A 17,553-nucleotide genomic window follows, 5' to 3' on the forward strand; every position below is an offset into this window, starting at 1 on the left:
GATGACCCATGGACCTGGTACTTGACCTGCTCTCGACCGTTTCCCGCTGGAGCCGCAGCAACCTGTCGGAGATCTCGCTGGCCCTGGTGGGCTGCCTGCTGGTGCTGTTCGGCACCGATATCAAAAGCTGGGTGGAAGCGCGCCTGGGCGGCCTGGCCGGCGCCCTGCGCGTGCCGTTCATGGCCTTGCTGGTGATGATCGGCAGTGGCGCAGCGCTGATCTATGCAACGCCGTGGGTGGTCAGAGGGCTGGCGCAGTTCAACAACTATGCGCTGGCGCCGGTGCTGCTGGTGGTGCTGGTGCTGATTGGCGTGGTGGCCGACAGGCGCGGCTGATCGCCAACTGAAAAACCGCCTCTTGCGGGGCGGTTTTCATGGGTTGCAGGTTTGCCTCACGGTAGCAACTTCATCTCCAGCGGTTGTGAGCGCTGCCCGGCGTAATCGACACCGACCGCGCACAGCCGGGTGTCTTCCGTCACCGCAACCTTTCTTATACCTGCCAGCGCCCGGTAACCCGACTCGTCACCACAGTCGATGGAGTGCCAAGGCCCGCTCTTGAGTTCGACCCGCTTGAACAGCACCTGCTCGGGCTCGACGGTTACAAGATAGGCATTACGGCCCTCCAAGTCTTTGTAGGGCGGGTCGATGTTCAACTCAGGCTGTGTGGCCGGGCCTTTCGGGTGCACCACAACAGGCAGGGCAAGGGCATTGCGGTTCGCAGGTTCCGGCCCCTGCGCTTCACGCCCCCAGACACACAGCGCGAGCACGGTCGGGTTCTCCGGCGCCAGGGTAACGCCCTCGATCGGTACATTGATCGGACTCCCCGATGCTTGCACCGGGCCATAGCCGTCGGCCTGCTCGCACTGGTCCGGCCACTGGGCGAGTTTTGTCTGGTACAGCGTCGTGGTCGAATGCAGAACCTGGCTGATCTGCACCGCGCTACTGCCAACCTTGTAGATCATGCGGTCATCATCTTCGTCCAGCGCAACATTGAATACGTGGTTCAAGTCGCAGCCGGCTGCGTTAGCGTCGAACAACCCGTTGTTCAGGCAAGCAGGCAAGAAGCTCAAGTCCGATGCTTCGCCTCCTCGCGGGCTACGGGTGTGGGCAACAGCGAGGACTGCGCCGGTTGCCGGCTCCAGCACCGGGCTGCCGGAATCGCCGGGCTGCAGCAGGGCGCCCTCCATCAGCAGCAGATGCCGCTGCAAAAAGCCTCGCCCGGTCTTCAAATCGATTCGCGCCAGATCTTGAGTCGGCCAGTGGACGCTACCGTCAACCACACCGCTCACCCCCGCTTCAACGGTAACCGTATCGCCCTCGCGGGCTCTGCGCCCGGCCAGCACCATGGGCACGATCCCCAGTGCCTTGAGTGCGCCCTGGGTCTGCGTCAACTCGAACACGGCAAAGTCCAGACCCCGCTGCGATGTGTAGCGAATATGCGCGACCTTGAACACCGCCCCGTCGATACCTTCGAACGTGACGTGCCCCCGCCCGGCAAGCTGCTCGGCAACAATATCGGAGCGCTCATCCACCGCATGGCCACTGGCGACCAGCAGCGCCGGCGCACCATCGTTGCCATTGTCGATAAGAAATGCCGTGCTCCGCTGGGCTTGTCCCGGCCCGAAGAGTACCGATGCTGCACGCCAGGTGCGGTCGTAGCGGGCGATGGCGGAGCGGTCCAGGCTTTGCACCGTGGCCGGGGAAGAGGCCTGCGCATTGACGCTCGAGCAGGCTGCAGAAGCGGCGAAGATCAATGCGAGGGGCAACAGGCGTGTAGCGATCATGAAAGGTCTCCTGGCTTGTTAGGGCATATCGCCCAGGACAGGAGGCTCACATTTCGGACCTGGCAGCAGGTCATAACATTTGCTATTTGCGCCCTTGTCGAAGCTGCTGACTAAAAGGCCGCCCCGGCCAGCCGGGGCGGCCCCTCACCCGATCAACCCTTAGCGGGCATCATCGAAGTGATCACGCAGGAAATCCCTCAGGGTTCTGAAAAGGATCAGCACCCGAACGAGCTTCCAGACGCGGCTCAGCATATTCAGCAAACGCTTCATAAGCCTTGGCCTCCGTGTTGGCTGGGCCAATCTTCCAGTGTCTAACCGGCACTTCGACACCTTCGGAGATCGTGTGGATTATCTCCAGTGAAGTGGCCAGGTTGATGGCCCTTCGAGCATCGCACCGGCGCGGTTCGTAGGCCGCGTCGAAGGGGCCGAGTTAACGAAACGAATTCATCACCGGCCCGCCACTGGAAATACTCTCACGAGAGCGAAGCGATCTTACGCCAGCGGAGTACTCAAGACTGTTACCCGCTCAGTCACACCTGATGCTGGATATTTCCTCGATTGACGCACCTTCAAGCGCGTCCTAGTATCGCGTTTGTGGATTATCTCCAGTGAAATCGAAGTGCCGCAGGCTTAGGCCTCGTAACCCGAAGCCCGCATACAAAAAACCGCCCTTCATAAGGCGGTTTTTTTTCACCTGCAGTTATGCAGGCCCGGGCACCAGAGAGCGTCGGCAGCTCAGTCGACCCTCTCGAACTTGAGGTCCCACACTCCATGCCCAAGGCGCTCGCCACGGCGCTCGAACTTGGTGATCGGGCGCTCTTCAGGGCGTGGCACGTAAGCTCCATCGGCGGCCTGGTTGCGATAGCCCGGCGCCACGCTCATCACTTCCAGCATGTACTCGGCATAGGGCTCCCAGTCGGTGGCCATGTGGAACACGCCGCCCACCTTGAGCTTGCTGCGTACCAGCTCGGCAAAGCCTGCCTGCACGATACGGCGCTTGTGGTGGCGCGCCTTGTGCCATGGGTCGGGGAAGAACAGCATCAGCCGGTCAAGGCTGTTGTCGGCCACGCAGCGGTTGAGCACTTCGATGGCGTCGCAGTCGTACACCCGCAGGTTCGTAAGGCCTTGGGTCAGCACACCGTTGAGCAGTGCACCGACACCCGGGCGGTGCACTTCCACACCGATGAAGTCCAGCTCGGGCGAGGCCGCGGCCATTTCCAGCAGCGAGTGGCCCATGCCGAAACCGATCTCCAGGGTGCGCGGCGCCGAACGGCCGAACACCTGGTCGTAGTCCACCGGGCTGTCGGCCAACGGCAGGATGAACTGCGGGCCGCCCTGGTCCAGGCCGCGTTGCTGGCCTTCGGTCATGCGCCCGGCGCGCATCACGAAGCTCTTGATGCGGCGGTGCGGGCGCTCTTCGCCTTCGGCGGTGATCGGCGTTTCTTGCGAGTCAGTCATCGGGGGCTCTTACTTGATCAGACCTTCCAGCGGCGAGGACGCGCTGGCATAGAGTTTCTTCGGCATGCGCCCGGCGAGGTACGCCATGCGGCCAGCGAGAATGGCGTGCTTCATGGCCTCGGCCATCACGACCGGTTGCTGGGCGTGGGCGATGGCCGAGTTCATCAGCACCGCTTCGCAGCCCATCTCCATGGCGATGGTGGCGTCGGAAGCGGTACCCACACCGGCATCGACCAGCACCGGCACTTTCGATTCCTCGAGGATGATCTGCAGGTTGTAGGGGTTGCAGATACCCAGGCCGGTGCCGATCAGGCCGGCCAGCGGCATCACTGCGATGCAGCCGGCTTCGGCCAGCTGACGGGCGATGATCGGGTCGTCGCTGGTGTAGACCATCACGTCGAAACCTTCCTTGACCAGCACTTCGGCGGCCTTGAGGGTCTCGATCACGTTGGGGAACAGGGTTTTCTGATCGGCCAGCACTTCCAGCTTCACCAGGGTGCGAGTCTCGTGGGACTTGTGACCCTCGAGCAGCTCACGGGCCAGGCGGCAGGTGCGCACCGCCTCGACCGCGTCATAGCAACCAGCAGTGTTCGGCAGGATGGTGTACTTGTCGGGCGACAGCACATCGAGCAGGTTCGGCTCGCCGGCATTCTGGCCCAGGTTGGTACGGCGCACAGCTACGGTGACGATCTCGGAACCCGAGGCCTCGGTGGCCAGGCGGGTTTCTTCCATGTCACGGTATTTGCCGGTGCCGACCAGCAGGCGCGACTGGAAAGTACGCCCGGCCAGGATGAAAGGCTTGTCGCTGCGAACGTTGCTCATCGATGTTCCTCTGCAAAGGTTACGGGGCTATCGGGTGAAGCGCCGGGTAATTGCTCAACCGCCGCCAATGGCGTGGACCACTTCGACCTGGTCGCCTTCGCTCAACAGCGTGCTTTCGTGCTGGCTGCGCGGCACGATGTCCAGGTTCAGTTCCACCGCCACCCGGCGGCCGGCCAGCTCCAGCCGGCCCAGCAGCGCCGCGACGCTCTCGCCTGCGGGCAGTTCGTAAGGCTCACCGTTCAATTGGATGCGCATGCGCACGGCCACCATTGTTCTTTGGGGGCACGCATTCTAGCCCCGATCCACCTCGCAACCCAAGGGCAGCTGACGCCATTAGTCGCGATTGTGGACCGCTCGGTCAGCCCAGGCGCCAGGCGGCCAGCCCCAGGCACAGCCAGCCGGCCAGGAAGCACAGGCCGCCGATGGGGGTGATGATGCCGAGCTTGCCCACACCGGTGAGGGTGAGCAGGTAGAGGCTGCCGGAGAACAGCACTATGCCTAAGGCAAACAAACCACCGGCCCAACCCACCAGCCGGCCGGGCAAGTGCGCGGCAAGCACCGCCACGCCGAAGATCGCCAGGGCATGCACCAGCTGGTAGGTGACGCCGGTATGGAAGATCGCCAGGTAATCGGCCGTCAGGCGGTTTTTCAAGCCATGGGCGGCGAACGCCCCCAGGGCGACACCGGTAAAGCCGAAGAACGCGGCAAGCATCAGGAAGCTGCGAAGCATGGGACGACTCCTCGAAAGGGGTCTGTATAATGGCCCGTTCCATCCGTCGGGCCAAGCCATCACCATGCTGTCATCCATTCTGCGTCGCCTCACCCGCGCCCTGCTCTGGTTCGCTGCCGGCAGCATCGTCGTGGTCCTGGTTCTGCGCTGGGTGCCGCCACCTGGCACTGCGCTGATGGTCGAGCGCAAGGTGCAGTCGTGGGCCAGTGGCGAGCCGATCGACCTGCAGCGCGACTGGACGCCCTGGGAAGGTATCTCCGATGAGCTCAAGGTGGCAGTGATCGCCGGCGAAGACCAGAAGTTCGCCAGCCACTGGGGCTTCGATATCCCGGCCATCCAGGCGGCGCTGGCCTACAACGAGCGTGGCGGCAAGGTCCGCGGCGCCAGCACACTCACGCAACAAGTGGCGAAGAACCTGTTCCTGTGGTCTGGCCGCAGCTGGCTGCGCAAGGGGCTGGAGGCCTGGTTCACAGCGCTGATCGAGCTGTTCTGGCCCAAGGAGCGCATCCTTGAGGTGTATTTGAACAGTGCCGAGTGGGGCAAGGGCGTATTCGGCGCCCAGGCTGCGGCGCGCTATCACTTCGGTGTGGACGCCAGCCGCCTGACCCGGCAACAGGCCGCGCAACTGGCTGCAGTGCTACCGAGCCCGATCAAGTGGAGCGCCAGCCGCCCCAGCGCTTATGTGGCCAGCCGCGCCGGGTGGATCCGCCGGCAGATGAGCCAGCTGGGCGGGCCGAGCTACCTCATGCAACTGGACGCTTCGCGCAGGCCGTAAGGTCTTGCGCTGCCTGAGCCGACCTCATCGCCGGCAAGCCGGCTCCTACAGGTACGGCACTGGCCTGAGGCTTATGCAATCCCTGTAGGAGCCGGCTTGCTGGCGATGAGGCCGGTTCAGGCAGTATCAGGGCTGTTGCCTCTAAAGGGACCAATAAAAAAGCCGCTGTCTCTTGCGAGAACAGCGGCTTTTTCGTGAGACCAGGGCCGATCAGATGGCGATCAGTGCCTTGACCTTGTTCATCGCGTTCTTCTCGAGCTGGCGAATACGCTCGGCAGATACGCTGTACTTCTCGGCCAGCTCGTGCAGGGTGGCCTTTTCTTCGGCCAGCCAGCGCTGGTAGAGGATGTCGCGGCTACGATCATCCAACCCCTGCAGCGCTTCGTGCAGGTTGCTGGTGGAGTTGTCGCTCCAGTCGGCATCCTCCAGTTGCAGGGCCGGGTCGTAGCGGTGGTCTTCCAAATAGTGCGCAGGCGACTGGAAGGCGCTGTCGTCGTCAGCCTCGGCGGCCGGGTCGAAGGCCATGTCATGGCCACTCAGGCGGCTTTCCATCTCGCGCACTTCGCGGGGCTCCACGCCCAGGCTTTCGGCCACACGATGCACTTCGTCATTGTTCAGCCAGGCCAGGCGCTTCTTCTGGCTGCGCAGGTTGAAGAACAGCTTGCGCTGGGCCTTGGTGGTAGCCACCTTGACGATGCGCCAGTTGCGCAGGATGAACTCGTGGATCTCGGCCTTGATCCAGTGCACCGCGAACGATACCAGGCGCACGCCCATTTCCGGGTTGAAACGCTTGACCGCTTTCATCAGGCCGACGTTGCCTTCCTGGATCAGGTCGGCCTGGGCCAGCCCGTAGCCTGCGTAGCTACGGGCGATATGTACGACAAAACGCAGATGGGCCATCACCATTTGCCGAGCGGCTTCGACATCCTGCTCGTAATAGAGACGCTCGCCCAGATCACGCTCCTGCTCGATCGTCAGCAGGGGTATGCTGTTGACCGTGTGCACGTAGGCTTCCAGGTTTGCACCGGGAACCAGGGCATAGGCAGGTTGCAACGAAGTGGTCATTCAAGTACCTCCGACTCACTGGACTCGTGCCTTGTGGGCACTGCCAGCATAGACCCGGAACCGCGAAACAAGTTCCTGGATGAAAAAAGTCAATGCTGGCGAACAAACATTATCGCGGGGCAAGCTCGTTGAGGTGGCGTGCCACTGCGATCCATGCACCGATATACCCTAACAATACCGCGCCGATCAAGAGGGAAACTCCGTCAGAGCCCGGCACCCCACCCAGCGAGAAATCACTGCCGTACAGGCCGGAAAGCCCCACCACCGCGTCGTTGAGCCAGTTCAGGCCGAACGCCAGGATGCCCCAGGCCAGTACGCCGGCGCCCAGGCCGTACAACGCCCCCATGTAGAGGAACGGCCGGCGCACGTAGCTGTCGGTGCCGCCCACCAGCTTGATCACCTCGATCTCGATCCGGCGGTTCTCGATATGTAGACGAATGGTGTTACCAATTACCAACAGCAAGGCAGAAATCAGCATCACCGCCAAACCGAAGACGAATCGGTCACCCAGCTTGAGGATGGCCGCCAGGCGCTCCACCCACACTAGGTCCAACTGCGCCGCCTCGACCCGTGGCAGCTCCGCCAGGCGCTGACGCAGGGCTTCCAGGGCCGGCTTGTCGACCTCGGTCGGAGTCACCACCACCACGCCCGGCAACGGGTTGTCCGGCAGTTCGCGCAGTGCCTCGCCCAGCCCGGACTGCTGCTGGAATTCTTCCAGCGCCTGTTCGCGGCTGACGTACTGGGCCTCGGCCACACCGGCCATGCCCTTGATCTCGTCGCGCAGGGCCTCACCATCGCGGCTGCTGGCATCAAGCTTGAGGTACAGCGAAATCTGCGCCGCGCGCTGCCACGAGCCACCGAGCTTTTCGACGTTTTTCAGCAGCAGCGACAGGCCCATGGGCATGCTCAGCGCCACAGCCATCACCAGGCAGGTGAAAAAGCTGCCGATCGGCTGCTTGCCCAGGCGCCGCAAACTGTCGGCCAGGCTGGCGCGGTGGCTCTCCAGCCAGGCATGCAGCAGGGTGCGAAAATCCGGGCCGTCGTCGTCAGGGTCGCCGCGCTTTTTCTTCGCAGGCTGCGGGTCGGCGGCCTTGGGCGCAACGCGCTCGGAAACCTTTGGTGTACGTGTGGTGCTCATTGCCCGGCCTCCCCATCGCCGATCAAGCGGCCGCGTTGCAGCGTCAGCATGCGGTGGCGCATGCGCGCGATCAGCGCCAGGTCGTGGCTGGCGATCAATACCGTGGTGCCCAGGCGGTTGATATCCTCGAACACACCCATGATTTCAGCCGCCAGGCGCGGGTCGAGGTTACCGGTGGGTTCGTCGGCCAGCAGCAGGGCCGGCTGGTGGACGATGGCGCGGGCAATGCCGACCCGCTGCTGCTGGCCGGTAGACAAATCGGCCGGGAACAGCTCGCCCTTGTCGCTCAGCGACACACGCTCCAGCGCCGAATCCACGCGCTTGGCGATTTCGGCTTTGGACAGCCCGAGAATCTGCAGCGGCAGGGCGATGTTGTTGAACACCGTGCGGTCGAACAGCAGCTGGTGGTTCTGGAACACCACGCCGATCTGCCGGCGCAGGAACGGGATCTGCGCGTTGCTGATCTGCCCCAGGTCCTGCCCGGCCAGCAGCAGCTTGCCGCTGGTCGGGCGCTCCATGGCCAGCAGCAGGCGCAGCAAGGTGCTCTTACCGGCGCCGGAGTGGCCGGTGACGAACAGGAACTCGCCACGGCGCGCTCGAAAGCTCAGCTCGTGCAGGCCGACGTGGCCGTTGGGGTAGCGCTTGGCGACCTGTTCGAATCGGATCATGCAGGCTCTCGCTCGGCGAACAGTGCCTTGACGAAGGAATCGGCCTCGAAGGTGCGCAGGTCGTCGATACCCTCGCCCACACCAATGAAGCGGATCGGGATGTTGAACTGCTTGGCCAGGGCGAAGATCACCCCGCCCTTGGCGGTGCCGTCGAGCTTGGTCAGGGCCAGGCCGGTCAGCTCGACGCTCTGGTTGAAGTACTTGGCCTGGCTGATGGCGTTCTGCCCGGTGCCGGCATCGAGCACCAACAGCACCTCGTGGGGCGCCTCGACGTCGAGCTTGCCGATCACCCGACGGACCTTTTTCAGCTCTTCCATCAGGTTGTCCTTGGTGTGCAGGCGCCCGGCGGTGTCGGCGATCAGCACATCGACGTTACGGGCCTTGGCGGCCTGCACGGCGTCGAAGATCACCGAGGCCGAGTCGGCACCGGTGTGCTGGGCGATTACCGGGATCTGGTTGCGCTCGCCCCACACCTGCAACTGCTCTACCGCTGCGGCGCGGAAGGTGTCGCCGGCCGCCAGCATGACCTTCTTGCCTTCGAGCTGCAGCTTCTTGGCCAGCTTGCCGATGGTGGTGGTCTTGCCGGCGCCGTTCACGCCGACCACCAGAATGACGTAGGGCTTGGTCTGCGACTCGATCTTCAGCGGCTGCTCGACCGGGCGCAGCAGCGCGGCCAGCTCGTCCTGCAGCGACTTGTACAGCGCATCGGCGTCGGCCAGCTGCTTGCGGGCGACCTTCTGCGTGAGGTTCTGGACGATGGCGGAGGTGGCCTCGACACCCACGTCGGCAGTCAGCAGGCGGGTCTCGATTTCATCCAGCAGGTCGTCATCGATAGCCTTTTTGCCCAGGAACAGGCTGGCCATGCCCTCGCCAATGCTGGCGCTGGTTTTCGAAAGGCCCTGCTTGAGGCGGGCGAAGAAGCCGGTCTTGGCGGCTTCGGCAGGCACCGACACAGCGGCGACAGGTGCCACTTCGGCCTCGACTGCAACGACAGGCTCTGGCTCGGCCACAGCTTCGACAGCCGGGCGCTCCGGGATGGCAGGCGGCGCCTTGGGCTCCAGGTCCGGCACCAAGGCAACCGGCTCTTCGGCCACCGGCAGCACCAGGTTGCTGACCGGCGCTGGCGGGGCTTCGACTGGCGCAACCTCAACCGGCGAGACAACTGCGGGCTCTGCAATGGGTGCAGACTCGACCACGGGTGCCAGCAGCGACTCCGAGGCGACCGGCTCCACCGGTGCGGCCTGCAGCGGCCCGGATACCACAGGTTCAGGCGCAGGCGGCTCAAACTCAGGCCCAGGCGCCTGGACCACCGGCGCAACTGGCTCGACCGGAGCGGACGGCTCGACGGCAATCTGCGGCGCAACCGGCTCCGGGGCCTGTGCTTCGGGGGTTTGTGGCTGTTCGGCGATTGTTTGTTCCGGCTTCTTGCGGAACCAGCTGAACAGGCCTTTCTTCTCGCCAGCCGCGGCCGGCGCTTTTTTGTCGTCGTTGGAACCAAACATGGAAGACGGCTATCTCAGGGTAGCGATGGGCCAGCAGCGGCGCATCGGGAATTCTCACTCACGCAGAACAGACTACTTTGTATCCGGCTGGTTCATGCGCAACGTTTTGTCGTAAGGGCCTGCGGGCCAGAACGGCGGCAGGCATGGTCGCCAGGCAACCGGATCAGTATCCTAGCACCTCCTGGCCCGCCGACGCTAAACCCAAGCGGGCCGCCGAACAGGTTAAACACTGTATGAATGCTCTAGCCCGCCGCGCCGCTGGCCTGTTGCTCGGCACGCTGTGCCTGCCGCTTGCGGCCCTGGCCGCCGATGTGCAACCCACCCACGAATTCATCCTCGACAACGGCCTGAAAGTGGTCGTGCGCGAGGACCACCGCGCCCCTGTGGTGGTCTCGCAGATCTGGTACAAGGTCGGTTCCAGCTACGAAACACCAGGCCAGACCGGCCTCTCCCATGCCCTCGAGCACATGATGTTCAAGGGCAGCGCCAAGGTAGGCCCGGGCGAAGCCTCGCGCATCCTGCGCGACCTCGGCGCCGAAGAGAACGCCTTCACCAGCGACGACTACACCGCCTACTACCAGGTGCTGGCCCGCGACCGCCTGCCGGTGGCCTTCGAGCTGGAAGCCGACCGCCTGGCCAGCCTGCGCCTGCCGGCCGACGAATTCAGCCGTGAAATCGAGGTCATCAAGGAGGAGCGCCGCCTGCGCACCGACGACCAGCCCGGCGCCAAGGCCTTCGAGCTGTTCCGCGCCATGGCCTACCCGGCCAGCGGCTACCATACCCCGACCATCGGCTGGATGGCCGACCTCGAACGCATGAAGGTCGAGGAGCTGCGCCATTGGTACGAATCCTGGTACGCACCGAACAATGCAACGCTGGTGGTGGTAGGTGACGTCACCCCTGACGAGGTGAAAACCCTCGCACAGAAGTACTTCGGCCCCATCCCCAAGCGCGCCGTGCCACCAAGCAAGCTGCCGCTGGAGCTGGCCGAGCCCGGTCAGCGCCAGCTGACCCTGCACGTGCGCACCCAACTGCCGAGCCTGATCTACGGCTTCAACGTGCCGGCCATGGCCACCGCCAAGGACCCGCGCACGGTCAACGCCCTGCGCCTGATCTCGGCACTGCTCGACGGCGGCTACAGCGCGCGCATGCCGGCACGCCTGGAGCGCGGCCAGGAGCTGGTGGCCGGTGCCTCGTCCAGCTACAACGCCTTCACCCGCGGCGACAGCCTGTTCCTGATTTCCGCCACCCCCAACGTGCAGAAGCAAAAGACCCTTGCCGACGTCGAAAAAGGCGTGTGGCAACTGCTGGACGAGCTCAAGAACACCCCGCCGACCAGCGAAGAGCTCGAGCGCGTACGCGCCCAGGTGATCGCCGGCCTGGTCTACGACCGCGACTCCATCAGCAGCCAGGCCACCACCATCGGCCAGCTGGAGACCGTCGGCCTGTCGTGGAAACTCATCGACAGCGAACTGGACGACCTCAAGCGCGTCACCCCGCAAGACATCCAGAGCGCTGCCCGCACCTACTTCACCCGCGAACGCCTGAGCGTTGCCCACGTACTGCCCGAGGAGTCCGCTCATGAGTGATCGCAGCGCACCGCGCTACACCCTGTTCGGCCTGGCCCTCATCGCCGCAGTGGTAGGCGCCGCCCTGCTGCTGGCGCGCCCGGCCCAGTCCGAAAGCACCAGCCAGGCGCAAAGCGCCGCGCGCCCGGCCAACTCGCTGCAGTCGCTGGCCGAGCTGGACGGCAAGGCCCCCAGCCGCCGCCAGTTGAACATTCAAAACTGGACCACCGCCGAAGGCGCCCGGGTACTGTTCGTCGAAGCCCGCGAGCTGCCGATGTTCGACCTGCGCCTGACCTTCGCCGCCGGCAGCAGCCAGGACGGTGCCACGCCAGGCCTGGCCACCCTGACCAACGCCATGCTCAACGAGGGTGTGGCCGGCAAGGACGTCACCGCCATCGCCGAGGGCTTCGAGGGCCTGGGCGCCGACTTTGGCAACGGCTCGTACCGCGACATGGCCGTGGCCTCGCTGCGCAGCCTCAGTGCCGCCGACAAGCGCGAGCCGGCGCTCAAGCTGTTCACCGAGGTGGTCGGCAAGCCGAGCTTCCCCGAGGACGCCCTCAAGCGCATCAAGAACCAGCTGCTGGCCGGCTTCGAGTATGAAAAGCAGCAGCCCGGCAAGATCGCCGGCAAGGCGCTGTTCGCCAACCTGTACGGCAACCACCCCTACGCCCACCCCAGCGACGGCACCGCACAAAGCGTTCCCGGCATAACCCTGGAACAGCTGCGTGCCTTCCACGCCAAGGCCTACACCGCTGGCAACACGGTAATCGCGCTGGTCGGCGACCTCAGCCGCAGCGAGGCCGAAGCCATCGCCGCCCAGGTGTCCGCCGGCCTGCCCAAGGGCCCGGCACTGACCAAGCCGGAGCAACCGGTCGAACCAAAACCGAGCGTGACCCACATCGACTTCCCCAGCAAGCAGACCCACCTGATGCTGGCCGAGCTGGGCATCGACCGTAACGACCCGGACTGGGCCGCCCTGTCACTGGGCAACCAGATCCTCGGCGGTGGCGCCTTCGGCACCCGGCTGATGAGCGAAGTGCGCGAGAAGCGCGGCCTCACCTATGGCGTGTACTCGGTGTTCAGCCCGATGCAGGTGCGCGGCCCGTTCATGATCAACCTGCAGACCCGCGCCGAGCTCAGCGAAGGCACCCTCAAACTGGTCCAGGGCATCCTCGCCGACTACCTGAAAACCGGCCCCACGCAGCAGGAACTGGACGACGCCAAGCGCGAGCTGGCCGGCAGCTTCCCGCTGTCCAATGCCAGCAACGCCAGCATCGTCGGGCAACTGGGCGCCATCGGCTTCTACAACCTGCCCCTGAGCTGGCTGGAAGACTTCATGCAGCAGTCCCAGGCGCTGACCGTCGAGCAGGTCAAGGCCGCCATGAACAAGCACCTGGCGGCAGACAAGCTGGTGATCGTCACCGCCGGCCCCAAGGTCGAGCAGAAGCCGCTGCCTGCCCCCACTGACAAACCCGCCGAGCAGCCGCTCGGTGTACCGGAGCACTGATGGCAAGACCTTCCACCCCCAACCCGGCCCCCAGCAAAGGGGCCGGCCAGTTGCGCATCATCGCCGGCGAGTGGCGCAGCCGCCGCCTGGCGGTGCCCGAAGGCGAAGGCCTGCGCCCCACCCCGGACCGCGTACGGGAAACCCTGTTCAACTGGCTGGCGCCCTACATCGAAGGCGCCCAGGTGCTCGACGCCTTCACCGGCAGCGGCGCGCTGGTGCTCGAGGCGCTGTCCCGCGGCGCCGAGAATGCCGTGGCGCTGGACAGCAACCCGGCCGCCATCGCTAACCTCAAGCACAACCTCGAACTGCTGCGCTGCCCGCGTGGGCAGATCCTGCAGACCGACGCCCTGCGCTACCTGCAAGGCCCGACCAAGCAGCAGTTCGACGTGGTGTTCCTCGACCCGCCGTTCCACAAGGACCTGCTGGCGACCACCTGCAACCTGTTGGAGCAGGGCCAGTGGCTGCGCGAGCAAGCCTGGGTCTACACCGAAAGCGAAGCGGCACCCTCGACGCTGGTGATGCCGGGCAACTGGCGCCTGCACCGCGAAAAAAAGACCGGCCAGGTGCATTACGCGCTGTGGCAGCGAGGCTGAGCACGACTGCTCGGTAGATAGTTACCGCACCCCGCCACCGTTCAGGGCTGAAACTGCTCCGCTCCCCACACCGGAGCGTTTCAGTCATGAACCCCCAGCCCTTCCCACTGCAGCACTTCACCCTGTCCAACGGGCTGCAGGTCTACCTTCGCCAAGACCACCGCGCCCCGCTGGTCAGTGCGCAGTTGTGGTACCACGTGGGCGCCAGCCACGAGCACACCGGGCAAACCGGCCTGTCGCACATGCTGGAACACCTGATGTTCGAAGGCAGCAGCAAGCTCGCGCCTGGCGAATACTCGACCCTGATGACCCGCATCGGCGCCGAGCCCAACGCCTTCACCGTCGACGACGCCACCAGCTACCCGCTCACCCTGCCCGCCAACCGCCTGGAGATCGGCCTGGAAGCCATGGCCGACGCCATGGCCAGCGCAACCCTCGACGTGGCGCCGTTCAACCGTGAACTCAACGTGGTCATGGCCGAGCGCCGCAGCCAGGTCGATAACAGCCCGCTGGCCCAGGCGCTGGAGCGCCACAACAGCCTTGCCCATGGCCAAAGCCCCTACGCCAGCCCGGTGATCGGCCATCTGGCCGACCTGCAGCGCCTGACGCCAGCCGCAGCCCACGCTTGGTACAAAGCCTGGTATCACCCCAACAACGCGACCCTTGCCGTGGTTGGCGCAGTACGCCTGGAGCATCTGCAAACCCTGGTCTGTCGCCATTTCGCCGCCATTGCGGCGCAACCATTACCTGTGACCGTTCAGCCGCGGGCCAGCGCCAGCCTGTCCAGGCGCAGCCAGCTCATACGCCAACAGGGCCTGCGCGAAGGCGTGCTGATGAGCTTCAACGTGCCCAGCGCAGCTACTGCAGCCCCCCCTGAACTTGCACAGGCCCTGAGCCTGCTCCCCGGCCTGCTTGGCGAGGGCAGCAGCGCCCGCCTGAAGCAGCGACTGATCAGCGAAAGCGGCCTGGTCCAGGCGCTGAGCTGCCGGTATGACCCGCTCAAGCGGGGTGACACCTTGCTCGACCTCTACGCCTTCACCAACGCCGATGTCGCTACCCCCGAGGCCGTCGCACAACGGGTCCTTGATGAACTGCGCAGGCTTGGCCAGACCGCGCCCGATGCACACGAACTGGCACGGGCCAAGGCCCGCCTGCTGGCCAGGCAAGTCTTTGCCCGCGACGACATCGGCGAACAAGCCCATGCCATTGGCCTGCGTGCCGTCAGCGGTCTCGACCCACGCCTGATGGACACCGAACAGCAAGCCATGCAGACCGTGACCGGCGAAATGATCTGCGAGGCGGCGACGCTCTTCCTGACCGAAGCCCGCGCGACACTTACCTACATGCACGGCCAGGAGCTCGCCCATGAATGACCACACGCCCCCACCCCTGAATCTGCCAAGCCGGTTGCTCAGCGCCCAGGGCCTGACCTTGGATGAGCCTACGGCTATCGACCTTGAGGTCCAATCATGGCAAACCAGCGCCGGCACTCAGGTGCGATTCGTCGAGGCCCGCGGGTTACCCATGGTCGACCTGATCCTGCGCTTCAGGGCCGGCAGTGTTCAGGATACCCGGCACAGTGGCGTGGCCGCGCTGACCCTCTACAACCTGGATGAGGGCAGCGCGGGCCTGAGCGGCCATGAACACGCCGAGCGCCTGGAGCGTCTGGGCGCCGTGGTGGACAAGCGCGTGCGCCTGGACTACGCCCAACTGAGCCTGCGCTGCCTGAGCGCGCCACAGATCCTGGAGCCCGCCGTGGCCCTGTTCAGCGACCTCGTCGCACGCCCGGACTTCCCCGTCCAGGCCCTGGAACGAGTCAAGGGCCAACTGCTCGCCGCGCAGGCCAGCCGCAGCGCACAGGCGCCAAACCGGGTGATCGGTGAAGCTTACCGCTACCTGTTTGATGGCCACCCCTACGGTCATCCGCAAGGCAGCAGCACAGAAGGCATCGCCGCCACCGACACTGAGCACTTGCGGGTATTTCACCGCATGGCTTATGCCGCCAGCAACCTGGAGGTAGTGCTGGTTGGCGACCTGTCGCAGGCACACGCTCAGGCCATCACCGAGCAGTTCAGCCTTGCCCTGCCGCAACGCTGGACGGCAGCGCAGTTGCCACCCTTGCCGGTGCCACGAGCTGGCAGGGTCCATATCGAGCAGAGCGGCGCAAGCAACACCGTAGCCTTGGCGCTTCCCATCACCGTCCCCGCCAACGCCCCGGAATACCTCGGCTTGGTGCTGGCCTGCGTAGTGCTGGGTTCGGGCCCCGAGAGCCGCATTATGCAAACGCTGCGACAGCGCCACGGGCTGACCTATGACGTACGTGCCCGGCTGCTGCCGTTGCAGGGCGGCGGACTGTTCGTGGTGCAGTGGGAGGTGGCCTCGGACCAGGTCGCTGCCTCCTCTGCACTGGTGCGTGAAACACTGGAAACCTTCATTCACCAGGGGCCAAGCGACACCGAACTGCGTTATGCCCGCCAGCAGATAGCGGGCCTGCTGGTGCGCAACATCGCGCAGAACGCACGATTGGCCGAGCTGCTCGCCGAGCTGGGCCACCTGGGCCAACCCGACGACTATCTCAACACCTACCTGCCACGGCTGGCGACGATCAACGCCCGGCAGGTGCGTGAGCTGAGCCAGTCAAACCTTGACCTCAACCAATGCGTGCTGGTCAGCGTCGGGCCCAGTGTCGCGCAAATACCCCTGACGCCCACGTCCGACCAATAGCGCAGGTACAGTGGCGGTGTTTCATGGCACTCTAGGCAGGCACACCACGAGCTGCCCAGCATGCCCATCCTCACCGCCACCTTTCGCCCGGCCACCGGCCTTTCCAACCCGCACCTGCAAACCCTGTGGGGCCCGCTGTGGCGCAAGCTGCCGGAGCTTGCACGCGAGCGCGAGCGGCTGTGGCTGGCCGACGGCGACTTTCTCGACCTCGACTGGCATGGCCCGCACCAGGCCGACGCACCGCTGGTGCTGGTACTGCACGGGCTGACCGGTTCTTCGAGTTCACCCTACGTCAAAGGCTTGCAACAGGCGCTGCAGGCCCAGGGTTGGGCCAGTGTCGCGGTGAACTGGCGCGGCTGCTCGGGCGAGCCGAACCTGCTGGCACGCAGTTACCACTCCGGTGCCAGCGAAGACCTTGCCGAAACCATCCGCCACCTGCGGGCCAAGCGCCCTTTGGCGCCGCTGTATGCGGTTGGCTATTCGCTGGGTGGCAACATCCTCCTCAAGTACCTGGGCGAGAGTGGCTCGGCGAGCCAGCTGGAAGCGGCGGTAGCGGTTTCGGTACCGTTTCGCCTGGACCAGTGCGCCGACCGCATCGGCCTAGGGTTTTCCAGGGTCTACCAGGCGCATTTCATGCGCGAGATGCTGGCCTATGTGCAGAGCAAGCAGCGGCATTTCCTTGCCCATGGTCACCATGAGCGTCTGGCCGAGATCGAGCGCCTGGGGCCGCTGCGCAACCTGCGCACGTTCTGGGACTTCGATGGCAAGGTGACCGCGCCGCTCAACGGGTTTCGCGATGCCCATGATTATTATCGGCGGGCGTCCAGCCGCTATTACCTGGGGGACAATCGCACGCCGACCCTGATCATCCAGGCCAGCGATGATCCGTTTGTGTTTGGGCATAGCTTGCCCGGCGCTGATGAGCTGGCGGCGCAGACGCGGCTTGAGCTGCATGAGCGGGGTGGGCATGTGGGGTTTGTCGAGGGGAGTTTGCGTAGGCCTGGGTATTATCTGGAGCGGCGGATTCCTGGGTTTTTGATGGGTGGGGGGTGAAGGGGTTCGGGTCTTTATGGTGATTGCTTTGGGAGATGTATGCGCATTCATTGACGATAGAGGCTTTTCGTCACCTTTCCGCCCTTACGGCGGCCTACTTTGGTCGTGGCCAAAGTAGGCAAAGCCGTCTGCTCCCATCATCCGGCCCCCTACGCTGCGCTTCGGGG

General features: G+C 64.8%; 17 protein-coding genes. 8 read left to right on the forward strand and 9 right to left on the reverse strand.

Going from position 1 to position 17,553, the window contains the following annotated elements; all coding sequences use genetic code 11:
* The first annotated feature begins 8 nt into the window (after positions 1–8).
* Complete coding sequence (locus KSS94_RS25450; protein WP_217840779.1) at positions 9–335, forward strand: DUF3392 family protein; 327 nt, start codon at positions 9–11, stop codon at positions 333–335.
* Positions 336–391: 56 nt separating this feature from the next.
* On the opposite strand, the gene KSS94_RS25455 is transcribed toward KSS94_RS25450, so the two are convergent.
* The 5 genes from KSS94_RS25455 to KSS94_RS25475 form a co-directional block, all read right to left on the reverse strand.
* Complete coding sequence (locus KSS94_RS25455; RefSeq protein WP_217840780.1) at positions 392–1,783, reverse strand: hypothetical protein; 1,392 nt, start codon at positions 1,781–1,783, stop codon at positions 392–394.
* A gap of 735 nt (positions 1,784–2,518) precedes the next feature.
* Entirely contained in the window at positions 2,519–3,241 is a 723-nt protein-coding gene (trmB, locus tag KSS94_RS25460) for a tRNA (guanosine(46)-N7)-methyltransferase TrmB (RefSeq protein ID WP_217840781.1), read from the reverse strand.
* A 9-nt stretch (positions 3,242–3,250) separates the two neighbouring features.
* Positions 3,251–4,063, reverse strand: coding sequence for a thiazole synthase (locus tag KSS94_RS25465; RefSeq protein WP_217840782.1), 813 nt, complete (start codon positions 4,061–4,063; stop codon positions 3,251–3,253).
* A 54-nt stretch (positions 4,064–4,117) separates the two neighbouring features.
* The gene (gene thiS / locus KSS94_RS25470) at positions 4,118–4,318 is read right to left on the reverse strand and encodes a sulfur carrier protein ThiS (RefSeq protein ID WP_166885687.1); all 201 of its coding nucleotides are present in this window, start codon (positions 4,316–4,318) and stop codon (positions 4,118–4,120) included.
* A 103-nt stretch (positions 4,319–4,421) separates the two neighbouring features.
* Positions 4,422–4,793 (reverse strand): DUF423 domain-containing protein, encoded by a 372-nt coding sequence (locus KSS94_RS25475; RefSeq protein ID WP_217840783.1) that lies wholly within the window; start codon positions 4,791–4,793, stop codon positions 4,422–4,424.
* A 64-nt stretch (positions 4,794–4,857) separates the two neighbouring features.
* Here KSS94_RS25475 and mtgA point away from each other — a divergent pair, with 64 nt between their 5' ends.
* A complete protein-coding gene (mtgA, locus tag KSS94_RS25480) occupies positions 4,858–5,568 on the forward strand; it encodes a monofunctional biosynthetic peptidoglycan transglycosylase (RefSeq protein WP_217840784.1) in 711 nt (236 codons plus the stop codon).
* Between the two features lie 210 nt (positions 5,569–5,778).
* Here the strand turns inward: mtgA and rpoH are convergent, their stop codons facing one another.
* From rpoH to ftsY, 4 genes are all read right to left on the reverse strand, one after another.
* Complete coding sequence (gene rpoH / locus KSS94_RS25485) at positions 5,779–6,633, reverse strand: RNA polymerase sigma factor RpoH (RefSeq protein WP_217840785.1); 855 nt, start codon at positions 6,631–6,633, stop codon at positions 5,779–5,781.
* Positions 6,634–6,742: 109 nt separating this feature from the next.
* Entirely contained in the window at positions 6,743–7,771 is a 1,029-nt protein-coding gene (ftsX, locus tag KSS94_RS25490) for a permease-like cell division protein FtsX (protein WP_217840786.1), read from the reverse strand.
* Complete coding sequence (gene ftsE / locus KSS94_RS25495) at positions 7,768–8,439, reverse strand: cell division ATP-binding protein FtsE (RefSeq protein ID WP_011531723.1); 672 nt, start codon at positions 8,437–8,439, stop codon at positions 7,768–7,770. Before ftsE ends, ftsX begins: the two co-directional genes overlap by 4 nt.
* Complete coding sequence (ftsY, locus tag KSS94_RS25500) at positions 8,436–9,941, reverse strand: signal recognition particle-docking protein FtsY (protein ID WP_217840787.1); 1,506 nt, start codon at positions 9,939–9,941, stop codon at positions 8,436–8,438. The genes ftsE and ftsY overlap by 4 nt, the downstream gene beginning before the upstream one ends.
* A gap of 233 nt (positions 9,942–10,174) precedes the next feature.
* Here ftsY and KSS94_RS25505 point away from each other — a divergent pair, with 233 nt between their 5' ends.
* The 6 genes from KSS94_RS25505 (at position 10,175) to KSS94_RS25530 (ending at position 17,386) form a co-directional block, all read left to right on the forward strand.
* A complete protein-coding gene (locus KSS94_RS25505; RefSeq protein WP_217840788.1) occupies positions 10,175–11,530 on the forward strand; it encodes a M16 family metallopeptidase in 1,356 nt (451 codons plus the stop codon).
* The gene (locus KSS94_RS25510) at positions 11,523–13,016 is read left to right on the forward strand and encodes a M16 family metallopeptidase (RefSeq protein ID WP_217840789.1); all 1,494 of its coding nucleotides are present in this window, start codon (positions 11,523–11,525) and stop codon (positions 13,014–13,016) included. Before KSS94_RS25505 ends, KSS94_RS25510 begins: the two co-directional genes overlap by 8 nt.
* The gene (gene rsmD, locus KSS94_RS25515; RefSeq protein WP_217840790.1) at positions 13,016–13,609 is read left to right on the forward strand and encodes a 16S rRNA (guanine(966)-N(2))-methyltransferase RsmD; all 594 of its coding nucleotides are present in this window, start codon (positions 13,016–13,018) and stop codon (positions 13,607–13,609) included. The genes KSS94_RS25510 and rsmD overlap by 1 nt, the downstream gene beginning before the upstream one ends.
* An 86-nt stretch (positions 13,610–13,695) precedes the next feature.
* Positions 13,696–14,982: a M16 family metallopeptidase gene (locus KSS94_RS25520; RefSeq protein WP_217840791.1), complete on the forward strand. Its 1,287-nt coding sequence runs from the start codon at positions 13,696–13,698 to the stop codon at positions 14,980–14,982.
* Positions 14,975–16,333 (forward strand): M16 family metallopeptidase, encoded by a 1,359-nt coding sequence (locus KSS94_RS25525; protein ID WP_217840792.1) that lies wholly within the window; start codon positions 14,975–14,977, stop codon positions 16,331–16,333. Before KSS94_RS25520 ends, KSS94_RS25525 begins: the two co-directional genes overlap by 8 nt.
* Before the next feature lie 60 nt (positions 16,334–16,393).
* Positions 16,394–17,386 carry a hydrolase gene (locus tag KSS94_RS25530; protein WP_217840793.1) on the forward strand — a complete coding sequence of 331 codons (993 nt, stop codon included), beginning with the start codon at positions 16,394–16,396 and terminating at the stop codon, positions 17,384–17,386.
* Positions 17,387–17,553 lie beyond the last annotated feature (167 nt).

It is taken from the genome of Pseudomonas fakonensis (assembly GCF_019139895.1).
Taxonomy (GTDB): domain Bacteria; phylum Pseudomonadota; class Gammaproteobacteria; order Pseudomonadales; family Pseudomonadaceae; genus Aquipseudomonas; species Aquipseudomonas fakonensis.

What these genes read in the sequence shown, in the direction of transcription:
- KSS94_RS25450 (WP_217840779.1), top strand. Translation starts at nt 9, where the DNA reads ATGGACCTGGTACTTGACCTGCTCTCGACCGTTTCCCGCTGGAGCCGC.
- KSS94_RS25455 (WP_217840780.1), bottom strand. Translation starts at nt 1,783, where the DNA reads ATGATCGCTACACGCCTGTTGCCCCTCGCATTGATCTTCGCCGCTTCT.
- trmB (WP_217840781.1), bottom strand. Translation starts at nt 3,241, where the DNA reads ATGACTGACTCGCAAGAAACGCCGATCACCGCCGAAGGCGAAGAGCGC.
- KSS94_RS25465 (WP_217840782.1), bottom strand. Translation starts at nt 4,063, where the DNA reads ATGAGCAACGTTCGCAGCGACAAGCCTTTCATCCTGGCCGGGCGTACT.
- thiS (WP_166885687.1), bottom strand. Translation starts at nt 4,318, where the DNA reads ATGCGCATCCAATTGAACGGTGAGCCTTACGAACTGCCCGCAGGCGAG.
- KSS94_RS25475 (WP_217840783.1), bottom strand. Translation starts at nt 4,793, where the DNA reads ATGCTTCGCAGCTTCCTGATGCTTGCCGCGTTCTTCGGCTTTACCGGT.
- mtgA (WP_217840784.1), top strand. Translation starts at nt 4,858, where the DNA reads ATGCTGTCATCCATTCTGCGTCGCCTCACCCGCGCCCTGCTCTGGTTC.
- rpoH (WP_217840785.1), bottom strand. Translation starts at nt 6,633, where the DNA reads ATGACCACTTCGTTGCAACCTGCCTATGCCCTGGTTCCCGGTGCAAAC.
- ftsX (WP_217840786.1), bottom strand. Translation starts at nt 7,771, where the DNA reads ATGAGCACCACACGTACACCAAAGGTTTCCGAGCGCGTTGCGCCCAAG.
- ftsE (WP_011531723.1), bottom strand. Translation starts at nt 8,439, where the DNA reads ATGATCCGATTCGAACAGGTCGCCAAGCGCTACCCCAACGGCCACGTC.
- ftsY (WP_217840787.1), bottom strand. Translation starts at nt 9,941, where the DNA reads ATGTTTGGTTCCAACGACGACAAAAAAGCGCCGGCCGCGGCTGGCGAG.
- KSS94_RS25505 (WP_217840788.1), top strand. Translation starts at nt 10,175, where the DNA reads ATGAATGCTCTAGCCCGCCGCGCCGCTGGCCTGTTGCTCGGCACGCTG.
- KSS94_RS25510 (WP_217840789.1), top strand. Translation starts at nt 11,523, where the DNA reads ATGAGTGATCGCAGCGCACCGCGCTACACCCTGTTCGGCCTGGCCCTC.
- rsmD (WP_217840790.1), top strand. Translation starts at nt 13,016, where the DNA reads ATGGCAAGACCTTCCACCCCCAACCCGGCCCCCAGCAAAGGGGCCGGC.
- KSS94_RS25520 (WP_217840791.1), top strand. Translation starts at nt 13,696, where the DNA reads ATGAACCCCCAGCCCTTCCCACTGCAGCACTTCACCCTGTCCAACGGG.
- KSS94_RS25525 (WP_217840792.1), top strand. Translation starts at nt 14,975, where the DNA reads ATGAATGACCACACGCCCCCACCCCTGAATCTGCCAAGCCGGTTGCTC.
- KSS94_RS25530 (WP_217840793.1), top strand. Translation starts at nt 16,394, where the DNA reads ATGCCCATCCTCACCGCCACCTTTCGCCCGGCCACCGGCCTTTCCAAC.